Genomic DNA, 15,238 nt, shown 5'->3' with positions numbered 1-15,238 from the left:
GTCAGTCTCGGGCCAGGCGCCGACCCAGGGCCTCGAACAGGGTGGCGAGCCACGGCCAGAGCACGGCGCCGATCAGCGACGGCAGCAGGAAGGAGAGATGGATGGAGAAGGGGCCGAGCAGGGTGCGCAACCACTGCTCTCCCAGCTGCACGGTGCCCAGCAGCACCAGAATGAGCACGGCCTGCTGGACCAGGGAGTAGGCGCGAAAGCGCGGATAGACCAGCGCGCAGAGGAAGGCCAGCAGCGACAGGATCAGGGCGTTCTGCCCCAGGGTGGCCCCTTCGATCAGGTCGAGCAGGATGCCGAGCGCGAAGCCATGGAAGACGCCCACCCGGTGCGGCGCCTTCATGCACCAGTAGATCAGCATCAGGCCCAGCCAGTCCGGGCGCCAGATCTGCCAGCCGTCAGCCAGCGGCATCACCTGCAGGCAGAGCGCCAGCAGCAGCGACAGCCAGATCCATGGCAGGGCCAGGTTGGCGGAAGAGGGGGAGGCCATCAGGGGGCCTCCCCGTCGGCATCGAGTCCGATCACCGCCCGTGCGGCCTCCACGGCCTCGGCGGAGAGCTCCAGCGCCCAGCTCTCATCGTCGGCCCCCGGGGCGGGCGGCGGAAAGAGCAGCAGGAAGTGACGCGAGCGCTGCAGCTGGGCCACCGGCGTGGCGGTGACCCGGGCGAAGGGCTGGCCCGGGTCATGCACCACCTCGGAGACCCTCGCCACCGGGTAGCCCGGCGGGAAGCGCCCGGCCAGCCCCGAGGTAATCAGCAGGTCGCCCTCGCGAATATCGGCGGTGTCAGGCACATGCAGGACCGTGAGCGCATCGTAGTTGCCGCTGCCCTGGACGATGAAGCGCAAGCCGTTGCGGTTGACCTGAACAGGCAGCGCATGGCTGGCGTCGGCCACCATCAGTACCCGGCTGGAGTAAGCCGATACCGCAGTGACCTGCCCCACCAGCCCGGAGGCGTCCATCACCGGCTGGCCCACGTAGACGCCGTTGCGGCGACCGCGATCGATGACCATCTGGTGGGCGAAGGGGTCCGGGTCCAGGGAGAGCAGCTCGGCGGTGATGAAGGGCACCTCGTTCTGATCCGACGCCGAGAGCAGCTCGCGCAGGCGCACATTCTCGGCAGTGAGGCTGGCCATGTGCTGCACCCGATGGGAGAGGTTCAGGATCTGCTCCCGCAGCCGGCGGTTCTCCTCAAGCAGGGCGCGCTGGTCCGAGAGCGCCAGCGACCCCCAGGTGAGGACATTGCTGGGCAGGCTCACCGCCCACTGGATGGGCGCGACCAGGGTGGAGAGCTGGGCGCGCACGTCCTCCATGCGCGTGAAGCGAGTATCGACGACCATCAGCGCCGACGCCACCAGCACGCACAGGAAGAAACGATAGCCGGGCAGCGATCCGTGGGAGAACAGCGGCTTGATAGGCGTTTTCCCCTAAAGTCAGCCCTGGGTCAGTCGCTGGAGAGCAGCTCGAAGGTGTGCTGGTCGATCATCTCCAGGGCCTTGCCGCCACCCCGGGCCACACAGGTCAGCGGATCCTCGGCGACGATCACCGGCAGACCTGTTTCCTCGGCGATCAGCTTGTCCAGGTCGCGCAGCAGCGCGCCGCCGCCGGTCAGCACCAGGCCACGCTCGGCAATATCCGAGGCGAGCTCCGGGGGCGACTGCTCCAGGGCGTTCTTCACCGCGGTGACGATGGAAGCCAGGGTCTCCTGGAGGGCATCGAGGATCTCGTGGGAGTTGAGCGTGAAGCTGCGCGGTATGCCCTCGGCCAGGTTGCGGCCGCGCACGTCGATCTCGCGCAGCTCGCCGCCCGGATAGGCACAGCCGATCTCCTCCTTGATGCGCTCGGCGGTGGCCTCGCCAATCAGGCTGCCGTAGTGGCGGCGCACATAGGCGATGATCGCCTCGTCGAAGCGGTCGCCGCCGACGCGGATCGACTCGGAATAGACGATGCCGTTGAGCGAGATGATGGCGATCTCGCTGGTGCCGCCGCCGATATCCACCACCATGGAGCCCTGGGCCTCGTCCACCGGCAAGCCGGCCCCGATGGCGGCCGCCATGGGCTCCTCGATCAGGAACACCTCGCGGGCACCGGCGCCCTCGGCGGACTCCTTGATGGCACGCCGCTCCACCTGGGTCGACATGCAGGGCACACAGACCAGCACCCGCGGACTCGGGGTGAGGAAGGTGCTCTGATGGACCTTGCGGATGAAGTGCTGAAGCATCTGCTCGGTGACGGTGAAGTCGGCGATGACGCCGTCCTTCATCGGGCGAATGGCGGTGATGTTGCCCGGCGTGCGGCCCAGCATGCGCTTGGCATCGGAACCCACCGCGGCCACGCTGCGCATGTTGCCCGACTGGCGAATGGCCACGACCGATGGTTCATCGAGCACGATGCCACGACCGCGCACGTAAATCAGCGTATTGGCGGTTCCCAGATCGATCGACAGATCGCTGGAGAACAGCCCCCTCAAGCGTTTGAACATGGAAGTCGTTACCTAGTGCAGTCCGGGAACCCTGTGCGGAGGCAAACGGTATCACCGCGGCCCCCCAGCAGCAAGCAGAGCCCGCGAGCCCGGCGTCTCTCGGGCCTGCCCGCGGGTCGCCGTATGTGGTACCTTTTGCGGCCTGTTTTCCCTTCGAGGACATCACGACCATGGCGCTTGAACACGCTGACGTGCTCAGGGCCGCGCATCTCGCCCGGCTCGGCCTGAGCGACGAGAACGCCGCCCACTACCTGGACGACCTTGGCCGCATCCTGGAGATGGTCGACCAGCTCCAGGCCCTGGACACCGAGGGCGTCGCCCCCCTGGCCCATCCCCTCGACACCACTCAGCGGCTGCGCGCCGACGAGGTGACCGAGTCCGACCAGCGCGACCGCTTTCAGCGCTGCGCCCCCGCCGTGGAACAGGGCCTCTACCTGGTCCCCCGCGTGGTCGAATAAGCCTTCCCGACGGAGCCCCCGGCCCATGCATGACAAGACACTGAGCGAACTGGCCGCCGCCCTCAGGGCCGGCGAGTTCACCAGCCGCGAGCTGACCGAACACCAGCTCGCGCGCATCGCTCGCCTCGACGGCGAGATCAACAGCTTCATCACCGTGACGCCTGTCGCAGCGCTGGAAGCGGCCGATCGCGCCGACGCCGCCCGGGCCAAGGGCCAGGCCGGCCCGCTGACCGGCCTGCCGCTGGCCATCAAGGACCTGTTCTGCACCGCGGGGGTGCTGACCACCGCCGGCTCGAAGATGCTCGGCAACTTCGTCTCCCCCTACGACGCCACCGTGGTGGAAAGGCTCAAGGCCGCCGGCACGGTGAGCCTCGGCAAGACCAACATGGACGAGTTCGCCATGGGCTCCTCCAACGAGAACAGCGCCTTCGGCCCGGTATCCAATCCCTGGGAGGCGGGCGCGGTACCCGGCGGCTCTTCCGGCGGCAGCGCCGCCGCGGTGGCCGCGGGCCTCGCCCCTGCGGCGCTCGGCACCGACACCGGTGGCTCGATCCGCCAGCCGGCCGCCTTCTGCGGAATCACCGGCTTGAAGCCCACCTACGGCCGGGTGTCGCGCTACGGCATCATCGCCTACGCCTCGAGCCTCGACCAGGCCGGCCCCATGGCGCGCACCGCCGAGGACTGCGCCCTGCTGCTCAACGCCATCGCCGGGCCCGACCCCCGGGACTCCACCAGCGTGGCCCGCGGGGTGCCCGACTACACCGAGGAGCTCTCCGCCCCGCTCACCGGCCTCAAGATCGGCCTGCCCACGGAGTACTTCGGCGACGGCCTCGACCCCGCGGTAGAAGCCGCGGTGCGCGAGGCGGTCAAGGTCTATGAATCGCTGGGTGCCACGGTGCGCGAAGTGAGCCTGCCCCACACCCACTACGCCATCCCGGCCTACTACGTCATCGCCCCGGCGGAGGCCTCCTCGAACCTGTCGCGCTATGACGGCGTGCGCTTCGGCCACCGCTGCAGGAACCCCAGCGACCTGATCGACCTCTACAAGCGCTCCCGCGCCGAGGGCTTCGGCGAGGAGGTGCAGCGGCGCATCCTGATCGGCACCCACACCCTCTCCGAGGGCTTCTTCGACGCCTACTACACCAAGGCCCAGCGGGTGCGACGGCTGATCCGCAAGGACTTCCTCGACGCCTTCGAGGAGGTGGACGTGCTGATGGGCCCGGCCTCCCCCACCCCCGCCTTCGACCTGGGGGCCAACAAGGACCCGGTCTCCATGTACCTGCAGGACATCTACACCATCGCGGTGAACCTGGCCGGCATCCCCGGCATCAGCGTGCCGGCGGGCTTCGTCGGTCGCCGCCCTGTGGGGCTGCAGATACTGGGCACCCACTTCGCCGAAACGCGGCTGCTCAACGTCGCCCACCAGTTCCAGCAGGCCACCGACTGGCACCTGCGTCGTCCCGCGCTTGCCGAGGAGACCACCTGATGCAATGGGAAACCGTGATCGGGCTGGAAGTGCACGTCCAGCTTGCCACCCAGTCCAAGATCTTCTCCGGGGCCTCCACCGCCTTCGGCGCCGCGCCCAACACCCAGGCCTGTGCCGTGGATCTGGGCATGCCCGGGGTGCTGCCAGTGCTCAACGAGCAGGCGGTGGCCATGGCCGTGCAATTCGGCCTGGCGATCCACGCCGAGATCCCCGAGGTCTCGGTGTTCGACCGCAAGAACTACTTCTACCCGGACCTGCCCAAGGGCTACCAGACCAGCCAGATGTATCACCCCATCGTCGGCGCCGGCGAAGTGGAGATCAGCCTCGAGGACGGCACCACCCGGCGCGTGCGGGTGCACCATGCCCACCTGGAGGAGGACGCCGGCAAGTCCCTCCACGAGGACTTCCACGGCATGACCGGGATCGACCTCAACCGCGCCGGCACGCCGCTGCTGGAGATCGTCTCCGAGCCGGACATGCGCTCGGCGAAGGAGGCGGCCGCCTACCTCAAGGCGATCCACTCCATCGTGACGTATCTGGGCATCTCCGACGGCAACATGGCCGAGGGCTCCATGCGCTGCGACGTCAACGTCTCGGTGCGGCCGGTGGGCCAGGCCGAATACGGCACCCGCGCCGAGGTCAAGAACGTCAACTCCTTCCGCTTCGTGGAGCGTGCCATCGAGTACGAGGTGGAACGCCAGATCGAGCTGTTGGAAGACGGCGGCAGGGTGCTCCAGGAGACTCGCCTGTTCGACCCCGAGCGCGACGAGACCCGCAGCATGCGCACCAAGGAGGAGGCCAACGACTACCGCTACTTCCCCTGCCCCGACCTGCTGCCGGTGGTGCTCGACCGGGCCTACGTCGACCACCTGCGCGAGGCCCTGCCGGAGCTGCCCGACGAGAAGCGCGCCCGCTTCCAGGCCGCGCTGGGGCTCTCCGCCTACGACGCCGGCGTGCTCTCCGCGACCCGTGAGATGGCCGAGTTCTTCGAGGTGGTCAAGAACACCTGCGGCGACGCCAAGCTCGCCGCCAACTGGGTGATGGGCGAGCTCGCCGGCGCGCTGAACCGCGAGGGGCTGCCGATCTCCGACAGCCCGGTCTCGGCCCGCCAGCTCGGCGAGCTGGTCGCCCGGGTGATGGACGACACCATCAACGGCAAGGCCGCCAAGCAGGTGTTCCAGGCGCTGTGGAACGGCCAGGGGCAAAGCGCCGACGAGGTGATCGAGACCAAGGGGCTCAAGCAGGTCACCGACAGCGGCGCCATCGAGGCGATGATCGACCAGGTGATCACGGAGAGCCCCGGCCAAGTGGCCCAGTACCGCGACGCCGAGCCCGACAAGCGCGGCAAGATGATCGGCTACTTCGTGGGCCAGGTCATGAAGGCCTCCCGCGGCACCGCCAACCCGCCGCAGGTCAATGCGCTCCTCAAGGAGAAGCTGGACGCCCTGTGCTGAGCTGCGACCGATCGGTGACCGGAGACGAAAGGAGGCATCATGGCCGATGACGTGGGCGAGCGGCTGCGCACCCTGCGCACCCTGCGCGGCATCTCCCAGCGGGAGCTGGCCAAGCGCTGCGGGGTCACCCACTCCAGCCTGTCGCTGATCGAGCAGGGCAAGGTCAGCCCCTCGGTCAGCTCGCTGAAGAAGATCCTCGACGCCATCCCCATGAGCGTCGGGGACTTCTTCACCATGGACCTGGAAAACGGCCGCCGGGTGTTCTACACCGCCAACGACCTGGCCGACGTGGGCACCGGGGACGTCATCTACAAGCTGGTGGGCGCCGATCGCCGCGATCGCGCCCTTTCCTTCATGGTCGAGACCTATCCTCCCGGTGCCGACACCGGCCGCGAGATGATCGCCCATCAGGGCGAGGAGGCCGGCGTGGTGCTGGAGGGGGAGATCGAAATCACCATCGGCGCCGACTCACGCTTGCTGAGACCCGGCGAGGCCTACTATTTCGAAACCAACATGCCCCACCGCTTTCGTAACCTCGGCGAAGCCCCCTGCCGCCTGGTGAGCTGCGCCACCCCCGCCCGGGCCTTCTGAGGGTGGCGTCACTCCTTCTTGTGCTTCTCGATCTCGGCGCGCAGCGCCTCCGCCTCCTCGGTGAGCGTGGCGTTGGCGCGCATGTCGCCGTTGCGGGCCGCATGCATCGCCTGCTCCAGCTTGCGCTCGTACTCCTTCTGCAGCTTCTTTGACGGATCACTATTGAACAGTCCGAACATGGCCATGGCTCCTGGCGGGGAAATGTCTTGCCAGGCTACTCGCCTGGCCGGAAAAAAGCGATGCAATAGTTGTACATTTTTATTTTATCGTACATGAAAGGAGAGGCTGGCACCGTGGGGCGCCGGCCTCGTTCTCTGGCCTGAGGCCGCCGGGTCAGGTGGCCAGAGACATCCATACCGCCTTGAGCTCGGAGTACTCCTCCAGGGAGTGGTGGGACTTGTCGCGCCCGTTGCCGGACTGCTTGACCCCGCCGAAGGGCATGGTCTGGTCGCCGCCGGCCCAGTTGTTGACGAACACCTGGCCGGAGTGCAGCCGCCGGGTCACCCGCATGATGCGATCGATGTCCTGGCTCCACAGGCCCGCGGCCAGCCCGTAGACGCTGTCGTTGGCCATGGCCACGGCCTCCTCCTCGTCATCGAAGCCGAACACCGAGAGCACCGGGCCGAAGATCTCCTCGCGGCCGATGACCATCTCCGGCGTCACCCCGTCGAACACCGTGGGCGGAATGAACAGGCCCGGTCCCGGCAGCGCCTCGCCGCCGACGCGCAGCCGAGCGCCCTCCTCGCGGCCCTTCTCGATGTAGCCGAGGATGCGCCGATACTGAGTTTCATCCACGATGGCCCCCATGAAGCTCTCCGGGTCCAACGGGTTGCCGGGCTGCATGCGCTCGGCCGCCGCCACCACCTTGTCGATGAAGGCCTCGCGGATCGAGTTCTCCACCAGCAGACGGGAGCCGGCGATGCACACCTCCCCCTGGTTGTGGAAGATCGCCGCGGCGGCGTGCTTCGCCACCTTGTCCAGATCCTTGCAGTCGGCGAAGACGATATTAGGCGACTTGCCGCCGCACTCCAGGTAGAGGCGCTTGAGGTTGGACTGGCCGGCATACTGCATCAGCTGCTTGCCCACCCCGGTGGAGCCGGTGAAGGCCAGGCAGTCCACCCCCATAGAGAGCGCCAGCGCCTTGCCCACGGTGTGGCCGAAGCCCGGCAGCACCTGGAAGACACCGCGGGGAAGGCCCGCCTCCCTGGCCAGCTGCGCCAGGCGCAGCGCCGAGAGCGGCGACTTCTCAGAGGGCTTGAGAATCACGCTGTTGCCGGCGGCCAGCGCCGGCGCGACCTTCCAGGCGGTCATCATCAGCGGGAAGTTCCAGGGCACGATGGAGGCCACCACGCCCATTGGCTCGCGCAGCACCAGGGCCAGGGCCTCCTCGCCGGTGGGAGCGACCTCACCATAGAGCTTGTCGATGCACTCCGCCTGATAGCGAAAGCAGGCGATGGCACCGCCGATGTCGCCCAGCGAGCTCGACACCGTCTTGCCCATGTCCAGAGTGTCGAGCAGCGCCAGTTCGTGCTTGTTGGCCTCCATCAGGTCGGCCAGGCGCAGCAGCACCCTCTTGCGCTTGCCCGGCGCCAGTCGCGACCAGGCGCCGCCGTCGAAGGCCGCACGGGCATGGCCCACGGCGAGATCGGCATCGGCCACATCGCAGCTGGCCACCTCGGCCAGGGCCTCGCCGGTGGCCGGGTTGAGCGTGGTGAAGGTCTTCCCACTGGCGGCATCCATGAAGGCATCGTCGACGAAGGCGCGGGTCTCGAGGGTGAGACCGGCGGCCAGGGCTTGCCAGTCGGCCAGGGTGCTGGGCGTGTCGGGGCGGCTCATGACAGGCTCTCCTGCTGTTGAAGAATTATCGGATCGGTCAGACGGGCCAGGGTATCGTCCAGCGCCCTGCGGGCCTTCTCTATCAGCTCGTCGATCTCGTCACGGGTGATCACCAGCGGTGGCGAGATGATCATCGTATCACCCACCGAGCGCATCACCAGGCCGCCGGCAAAGCAGAGGTCGCGGCACAGGGTGCCGACGCCTCGGGAGGCGTCGAAGCGCTCGCCGCTGGCGGGGTCGACCAGTTCCAGGGCGCCAATCAGTCCCAGCGAGCGCGCCTCGCCCACCAGCGGGTGTGCCTCGAGCGCCTTCCAGCGGCCGGCCAGGTAGGGTCCCAGGTCGTCGCGCACCCGCGCCACCACCCCCTCGGCCTGGAGCAGCTCGAGGTTCTTGAGCGCCACCGCGGCGCACACCGGATGTCCCGAGTAGGTGAAGCCGTGGAAGAACTCGCCGCCCTCCTCGATCAGGGTCTCGGCGACCCGGTCGCCCACCAGCACGCCACCGATGGGCAGATAGCCCGAGGAGAGCCCCTTGGCGATGGGCATCAGATCGGGCTCAAGGTCGTAGTGGACGCTGCCGAACCACTCGCCCAGCCGGCCGAAGCCGCAGATCACCTCGTCCACCACCAGCAGGATGTCGTACTTCTCGAGCACGTCCTTCACCGCCGGCCAGTAGCTCTCCGGCGGGATGATGGCGCCGCCGGCACCCTGCACCGGTTCGGCGATAAAGGCCGCCACCTGGTCTTCACCCAGTTCCAGGATCTTCGCCTCGATGGCGGCGGCGCAGTCACGGCCGAAGGCATCGGGATCCTGAGTGCTCCCTTCCTGAGACCGCCCTTCTCCGAACCAGTAAGGCTGGCGCACATGAGCGATCTTCGGCACCAGGGGGCCGCCCTGAGCGTGCATGGGGGCCATGCCACCGAGGCTCACGCCGGCCACGGTGGAGCCGTGGTAGGCATTCTCTCGGCTGATCACCCACTGCTTGTCGGGCCGGCCCTTCAGCGCCCAGTAGCGGCGCACCATCCGCAGCACGGTGTCGTTGGCCTCTGAGCCGGAGCCGGTGAAGAAGACGCGGTTGATATGGGCGGGCGCCAGCTTGACCAGCTGCTCGGCCAGCCTGACCACGGGCGGGTGGGCCGTCTTGAAGAAGCTGTTGTAGTAGGGCAGCTGGTGCATCTGCTCGGTGGCGGCGGCCACCAGCTCGTCACGCCCATAGCCCAGGTTGACGCACCACAGCCCCGCCATGCCGTCGAGAATGCGGTTGCCATCGGAGTCGTGAATGTAGACCCCCTCGGCGCGCTCGATGATGCGGCTGCCCTCCTCGCCCAGCGACTTGAAGTCGGTGAAGGGGTGCAGGTAGTGGGCGCTGTCCAGGACCTGATAGTCATGGGTCTGCATGGGAGATCTCCGGGAAACGGGCCGCTCAGGCCGTCGAGCGAGCGGGTGTGGCGGCCTGGCGAACCCGGCACGCCTCGGCAAACCCCCGATAGAGGGCATCGTTCAGGGGGTGCTCACGGGGTCGCCACTCGGGGTGCCACTGCACGGCCAGGGCAAAGCCGGAAGCATCGGCTACCGATACCGCCTCGACCAGTCCGTCCGGGGCATGGGCCTCGGCGACGAGGCCCATGCCCAGCTCGGCGATGCCCTGCTGGTGCAGGGAGTTGACCCGGGCTGTGGACACCGGATGCAGCGCCGCCAGTCGCCCGCCGGGCACCAGGGTGATCTCGTGGGTGGGCGCATACTGCGCCTCGCGGTCACCCTGGGGCTCGCGGTGGTCCTGCAGGCCGGGAACGCCCTGCACCGCCTGATGAAGGGTGCCGCCGAAAGCCACGTTGAGCTCCTGGAAGCCTCGACAGATGCCGAGCAACGGCAGGCCGAGGTCCAGCGCCGCGGGGATCCACATCAGGGCCGCGGCGTCCCGGTGGATATCGTCGCGGACATTTTCCGGCGCCCGCTCGACGCCATAGCGGCGCGGCTCGACGTTGGTGTAGCTGCCGGTGAGCAGGAGGCCATCGAGGCGTTCGAGCAGCGCACGAGCCTCGCCGGGGTGGGCCTCCTGCTCCTCCCACACCGGCAGGATCACCGGCGACAGGCCGTAGTCCCACAGGGCACGCAGGTACTTGTCGGTCACCATCTGGGCGGGATGCCCCTCCACCTCACGGTGGCAGGCGATCACCCCCACCAGGGGTCGGGTCCTCATCGCGTTTCTCCTCGAAGGCAGCTTGCCTGGTGTTATGTTTTACTCACCATAGCCACCTGAAGATGGCTTTCCAACCCGTAAAAGCTCATGGGCACGTAAAATATTTGACAACACCAGGCGCCGCAACAAGGATAGGGGCCATAACGATCACAACGCCAGAGGTGCGCTCATGCCTGCTCCCGACGATGTCCAGGCCTTTCTCGACGCCCATCCGGAGATCAGCAGCGTCGACCTGCTGATCAGCGATCTCAACGGTGTGATACGCGGCAAGCGAATCCCTCGAGACAACCTGGCCAAGGCCTATACCGGCGGTATCGCCCTGCCCGCCTCCGTCTTCGCCCTGGACATCAACGGCCACACCATCGAAGCGACCGGGCTGGGCCTGGACAGCGGCGATGGCGACCGCCTCTGCCGACCGATCCCCGGCAGCCTCAAGCCGGTGCCCTGGGTCGCCCGGGGCAACCAGGCCCAGCTGCTGATGACCATGGAGGAGTTCGATGGCACGCCCTTCTTCGCCGACCCCCGGCAGCTTCTGGCGCGGGTGCTGGGGCGCCTGACCGCACTGGGCCTCACCCCGGTGGTGGCGGTGGAGCTGGAATTCTACCTGGTGGATCGACAGCGTACCGCCGTCGGCCTGATCCAGCCGCCCTGCTCTCCGGTCAGCGGCGAGCGCGCCACCCAGAGCCAGCTCTACTCCATGCTGGAGCTCGACGAGTATGCCGACTTCCTCGAGGACATACAGTCCGCCGCCCAGGTTCAGGGGCTGCCCCTGGACACCGCCCTGAAGGAGTGTGCCCCGGGGCAGTTCGAGATCAACCTGATGCACTGTGATGACGTGCTCGCGGCCTGTGACCATGCGGTGCAGCTCAAGCGGCTGATCAAGGGTGTCGCGCTGCGCCACGGCTTCGAAGCCACCTTCATGGCCAAGCCCTATGGCCAGGAAGCGGGTAACGGCATGCACGTGCATATCAGCCTGCTGGATCACAACGGCCACAACGTCTTCAGCGAGCCAGGGGACGACCCCCTGGGCAGCCCGCGGTTGCGCCAGGCGGTGGCCGGCCTGCTGGCCCTGATGCCCGCTTCCATGGCGATCTGCGCCCCCAACCTGAACGCCTTCCGCCGCCTGCAGCCGGGGCTCTACGTGCCCATGGCCCCCACCTGGGGCTTCGACAACCGCTCGGTGGCCCTGCGCATCCCCGCCGGGGTGCCGGCCGCCCGGCGCATCGAGCACCGCGTGGCCGGCGCCGACGCCAATCCCTACCTGCTCCTGGCCGCCCTGCTGGCCGCCATCCACCACGGACTCGCCAATGCGCTCGACCCGCCGGCCCCCATCGTCGGCAACGCCTACGACCAGGCGCCTCCCAGCCTCACCAACAGCTGGCAGCGGGCGCTCGACCTGCTGGAGGCCGACGCGGTCCTGGGCGAGGCCCTGGGGCACGACTTTCTCCACGTCTTCCTGGCCAACCGCCGCGCCGAACGCGCCCACTCCCTGCAGGCGGTGAGCCAACTCGAGTACGACTGGTACCTGCGCCACGTCTAGGCGCTGCCGCTGATCGAGTTCGACCCGGCCAGAAGCCACAACGCCCCCGAACTCAAGCGTCCGGGGGCGTTGTCTGCGGCGGCGGTCGGGGCCTAGCTCTGTGTCTCGGACTCTTCCCGCGCGGCCTGCCACTGCACCTCGCCTTCCACCACCGGGAGGCGCTCGGCCTGGGGGGCGCTGTCCATTCGCCGGGTCATCTCCTCGCCGTCGATGCGATAGGTGACGTCGTATCCGAGGGGCTCGTCATGGCTCTCCATGACCGTCTGGCAATGCCGTTCGGTCACGGTCCGGGACTGGGTCTCGTAGCGCGTCTCGTAGCGGGTCTCGTACTGAACCTGCCCCCCCGCCTGGGCGTGCTGACGGGCCTCGACGCGGTTCTGCGCCTCGCGGCCCGCCAGGCCGCCGCCGATGGCACCGGCCACGGTGGCCAGCTTCTTGCCGCTGCCGCCGCCCACCTGGTTGCCCAGCAGGCCGCCGACGATGGCCCCGGCCGCGGTGCCAATGACGCGATGGGGATCCTGACTGGCACCGGGTCCGGAGGGCGCGGCCTGGGTGACGGGCACCTGAACAGGTACCTCGACCGGCACCTGCTCGCTCACCACCCGTGCCACGTCCTCGCAGACCTCCCGCGGGCGCTCCACGCTGCGGGTCGCAGTTTTCACGCCGATGATCTCGGCAAACTGCGGCTCGGGGGTACTGTTCTCCTGGACCTGCCAGGCGCCAAAAGCCAGACCGCCCAGGCCCAGGACGGCCAGACTGGATCCCACGATGATCGACTTGCTCATTGCTCTCCTCCTCGCGGGCGCGGGCCCGTCGCTGAAACTCGCATGGCTCCAGGCGTAGGTGACTCGGCTCGATGATGGTGATGGCAAGGGTTGCGGTGGGGCCTCCTGCGCCACCGCGATGCTGCCAGTATAGGGGCCCGCGCCGTCCATCGGGCGGCGGGGACGCGGCTTCCCCATTATCTGACCCGCCGTCGCCAGGTTGCGACACGAAGCAACACGCAGCGACACCTCGGCGTCGCGACCGCAGGATCACACCCCGAGGCGGTCCCGTGTGGCGTAGTACCAGGCGCCCAGGGCGGAGAGCGGCACCCGCAGCAGGCGCCCGCCGGGGAAGGGCAGGTGCGGAAGCCCGGCGAAGGCGTTGAAGCGCTCGCCCTGGCCGTGCAGCACCTCGGCGATCAGCTTGCCCGCCAAGTGGGAGCACGTGACGCCGTGGCCGGAGTAGCCCTGGGCGTAGTAGACGTTGCCGTTGACCACCCCGAACTGGGGCAGGCGATTGAGCGTCATCAGGAAGGTGCCGCTCCAGGCGTGGTCTACCTTGACGTCGGCAAGCCCCGGAAAGGTGGCCAGCAGCTTGGGGCGGATCACCGCGGTGATGTCGGCCGGGTCGGCGCCGCCGTAGTTGACACCGCCGCCGTAGAGCAGGCGGTGGTCCCGGGTCAGCCGGTAGTAGTCGAGCAGGTAGTTGCAGTCCTCCACTGCCTTGCCGCGGGGAATCAGCGCGCGAGCGCGGGCCTCACCCAGCGGCTCGGTGGTGATGATCTGGGTGCCGCAGGGCATCGATCTGCCCTCGATCTCCGGCAGCACGCCGCGCAGGTAGGCGTTGCCGGCCATCACCGCCCGCCGGGCCTTGACTCGGCCGCGGGCGGTGCGCAGGGTGACCGGCTCACCGTGAATCACCTCCTCCACCGCCGACTGCTCGAAGATGCGCCCGCCCAGGGACTCCAGGGCCGCGGCCTGGCCCAGCACCAGGTTGAGGGGGTGCAGGTGGCCACCGCCGTGGTCCACCAGGGCACCAACGTAGCGGTCGGTGGCGACTTCGCCCTTGACCGCCTCGCCCTCCAGCAGCTCCAGCTCCCGGTAGCCGTAGCGCTCCCATAGCGCCTTGTGCTCGCGCAGCCCCTCGAATTGCCTGGGGTTGAAGGCGGCGAAGAGGTTACCGTCGCGCAGGTCGCAGTCGATGGCGTAATGCTCGATGCGGCGACGAATGATGCGGCCGCCCTCGAATGCCATGTCGCCCAGGGCGCGTGCGGTCTCGGCGCCGAATTTCGCCTCGATCACGTCCATGTCACGGCTGTAGCTGTTGACCATCTGGCCGCCATTGCGCCCGGAGGCGCCGAAGCCCACCCGGGCGCCCTCCAGCACCACCACCGAGTGGCCGCGTTCGGCCAGATGCAGCGCGGCGGAGATGCCGGTGAAGCCGGCCCCCACCACGCAGACGTCGCACTCGACCTCGCCCGACAGCGCCGGGCGTTCGGGGGCGGGGTTGGCGGTGGCGGCGTACCAGGAGGCGACGTGCTCGCCGTGGGGCTGTTCAGGCATGACAGGGCTCCAGACTCTGCAAAATGGCCATCAAAGGGCATCCTGCTGGCGCAGGGCGGCCAGCCGGCGCGCCTCGCTGCGGCGCATGAAGTACCAGGCCAGAAAGGTGGCCAGCGATACCGCCAGGATGATCAGGGTGGCCAGGGCGTTGATCTTGGGCGAGACGCCCATACGCACCGAGGAGAACACCACCATGGGCAGGGTGGTGGCCCCGGGGCCGGAGACGAAGCTGGCGATCACCAGGTCGTCCAGCGACAGGGTGAAGGCCAGCAGCCAGCCGGCGGCCAGCGCCGGGGCGATCACCGGCAAAGTGATCTGGAAGAAGGTCTTCACCGGCCGCGCCCCCAAGTCCATGGCCGCCTCCTCAATGGAGCGGTCCACCTCGCGCAGCCGCGAGGAGACCACCACCGCCACGTAGGCGCTGCAGAAGGTGGTATGGGCGATCCAGATGGTGGCCATGCCGCGATCCGCCGGCCAGCCGATGATCTGAGCCATCTGCACGAACAGCAGCAGCAGCGACAGGCCGGTGATCACCTCGGGCATCACCAGCGGGGCGGTGACCATGCTGGAGAGCGCGGTCTTGCCGCGAAAGCGGCCGAAGCGGGTCATCACGAAGGCGGCCAGGGTGCCCAGGCAGACCGCCATGGAGGCCGCAAAGAAGGCGATGCGCAGGCTGGTCCACACTGCGGCGAGTATCTGCCGGTCGCGCAGCAGCTCCAGGTACCAGTGCGCAGAGAAACCCGCCCACACCGTCACCAGCCGCGACGAGTTGAAGGAGTAGACCACCAGCACCACCATGGGCAGGTAGAGAAACAGCAGCCCCAGTATCAGCATCAGCGTGGTGAACGACGGCTTGCGCAT

15 protein-coding genes are annotated in these 15,238 nt (G+C 68.3%); 5 read left to right on the top strand and 10 right to left on the bottom strand.

Annotated elements, in window-relative coordinates; translation table 11 throughout:
- Position 1: 1 nt before the first annotated feature.
- The 3 genes from mreD to ACR80S_RS07790 form a co-directional block, all read right to left on the bottom strand.
- Entirely contained in the window at positions 2 to 496 is a 495-nt protein-coding gene (gene mreD, locus ACR80S_RS07800; protein ID WP_435399951.1) for a rod shape-determining protein MreD, read from the bottom strand.
- Positions 496 to 1,344: a rod shape-determining protein MreC gene (gene mreC, locus ACR80S_RS07795; protein ID WP_435399952.1), complete on the bottom strand. Its 849-nt coding sequence runs from the start codon at positions 1,342 to 1,344 to the stop codon at positions 496 to 498. The genes mreD and mreC overlap by 1 nt, the downstream gene beginning before the upstream one ends.
- A 104-nt stretch (positions 1,345 to 1,448) precedes the next feature.
- Positions 1,449 to 2,486, bottom strand: coding sequence for a rod shape-determining protein (locus ACR80S_RS07790; protein WP_416140162.1), 1,038 nt, complete (start codon positions 2,484 to 2,486; stop codon positions 1,449 to 1,451).
- 170 nt (positions 2,487 to 2,656) lie between these two features.
- Between ACR80S_RS07790 and gatC the strand changes: the two genes are divergently transcribed.
- Genes gatC through ACR80S_RS07770 form a run of 4 tightly spaced genes read left to right on the top strand, consistent with a single transcriptional unit; the run spans position 2,657 to position 6,475 of the window.
- On the top strand, positions 2,657 to 2,944 hold the full coding sequence (gatC, locus tag ACR80S_RS07785; RefSeq protein ID WP_435402956.1) for an Asp-tRNA(Asn)/Glu-tRNA(Gln) amidotransferase subunit GatC: 288 nt from the start codon (positions 2,657 to 2,659) through the stop codon (positions 2,942 to 2,944).
- Between the two features lie 25 nt (positions 2,945 to 2,969).
- On the top strand, positions 2,970 to 4,430 hold the full coding sequence (gene gatA, locus ACR80S_RS07780; RefSeq protein WP_435399954.1) for an Asp-tRNA(Asn)/Glu-tRNA(Gln) amidotransferase subunit GatA: 1,461 nt from the start codon (positions 2,970 to 2,972) through the stop codon (positions 4,428 to 4,430).
- Complete coding sequence (gene gatB, locus ACR80S_RS07775) at positions 4,430 to 5,884, top strand: Asp-tRNA(Asn)/Glu-tRNA(Gln) amidotransferase subunit GatB (protein ID WP_435399955.1); 1,455 nt, start codon at positions 4,430 to 4,432, stop codon at positions 5,882 to 5,884. Before gatA ends, gatB begins: the two co-directional genes overlap by 1 nt.
- Before the next feature lie 39 nt (positions 5,885 to 5,923).
- Positions 5,924 to 6,475, top strand: coding sequence for a cupin domain-containing protein (locus tag ACR80S_RS07770; protein ID WP_435402955.1), 552 nt, complete (start codon positions 5,924 to 5,926; stop codon positions 6,473 to 6,475).
- 8 nt (positions 6,476 to 6,483) lie between these two features.
- Here ACR80S_RS07770 and ACR80S_RS07765 read toward each other — a convergent pair whose 3' ends face one another.
- From ACR80S_RS07765 to ACR80S_RS07750, 4 genes are all read right to left on the bottom strand, one after another.
- Entirely contained in the window at positions 6,484 to 6,654 is a 171-nt protein-coding gene (locus ACR80S_RS07765; RefSeq protein ID WP_435402954.1) for a DUF6435 family protein, read from the bottom strand.
- A gap of 154 nt (positions 6,655 to 6,808) precedes the next feature.
- Complete coding sequence (locus ACR80S_RS07760) at positions 6,809 to 8,311, bottom strand: aldehyde dehydrogenase (protein ID WP_435402953.1); 1,503 nt, start codon at positions 8,309 to 8,311, stop codon at positions 6,809 to 6,811.
- The gene (locus tag ACR80S_RS07755; RefSeq protein WP_435402952.1) at positions 8,308 to 9,708 is read right to left on the bottom strand and encodes an aspartate aminotransferase family protein; all 1,401 of its coding nucleotides are present in this window, start codon (positions 9,706 to 9,708) and stop codon (positions 8,308 to 8,310) included. The genes ACR80S_RS07760 and ACR80S_RS07755 overlap by 4 nt, the downstream gene beginning before the upstream one ends.
- Positions 9,709 to 9,733: 25 nt before the next feature.
- On the bottom strand, positions 9,734 to 10,510 hold the full coding sequence (locus tag ACR80S_RS07750; RefSeq protein WP_435402951.1) for a gamma-glutamyl-gamma-aminobutyrate hydrolase family protein: 777 nt from the start codon (positions 10,508 to 10,510) through the stop codon (positions 9,734 to 9,736).
- Positions 10,511 to 10,679: 169 nt separating this feature from the next.
- On the opposite strand from ACR80S_RS07750, the gene ACR80S_RS07745 reads away from it, so the two are divergent.
- Positions 10,680 to 12,050 (top strand): glutamine synthetase family protein, encoded by a 1,371-nt coding sequence (locus ACR80S_RS07745; protein ID WP_435399961.1) that lies wholly within the window; start codon positions 10,680 to 10,682, stop codon positions 12,048 to 12,050.
- Between the two features lie 92 nt (positions 12,051 to 12,142).
- Here ACR80S_RS07745 and ACR80S_RS07740 read toward each other — a convergent pair whose 3' ends face one another.
- The 3 genes from ACR80S_RS07740 to ACR80S_RS07730 form a co-directional block, all read right to left on the bottom strand.
- Positions 12,143 to 12,835 (bottom strand): glycine zipper 2TM domain-containing protein, encoded by a 693-nt coding sequence (locus ACR80S_RS07740; protein ID WP_435399962.1) that lies wholly within the window; start codon positions 12,833 to 12,835, stop codon positions 12,143 to 12,145.
- 249 nt (positions 12,836 to 13,084) lie between these two features.
- On the bottom strand, positions 13,085 to 14,377 hold the full coding sequence (locus ACR80S_RS07735; protein ID WP_435402950.1) for an NAD(P)/FAD-dependent oxidoreductase: 1,293 nt from the start codon (positions 14,375 to 14,377) through the stop codon (positions 13,085 to 13,087).
- 30 nt (positions 14,378 to 14,407) lie between these two features.
- The gene (locus ACR80S_RS07730; RefSeq protein ID WP_435402949.1) at positions 14,408 to 15,238 is read right to left on the bottom strand and encodes an ABC transporter permease subunit; all 831 of its coding nucleotides are present in this window, start codon (positions 15,236 to 15,238) and stop codon (positions 14,408 to 14,410) included.

The sequence above is a fragment of the Halomonas salsilacus genome (assembly GCF_051216275.1).
GTDB lineage: Bacteria > Pseudomonadota > Gammaproteobacteria > Pseudomonadales > Halomonadaceae > Halomonas.
Note: the sequence above shows the minus strand (reverse complement) of the source record. Positions and strands in the feature narration are given on the sequence as shown.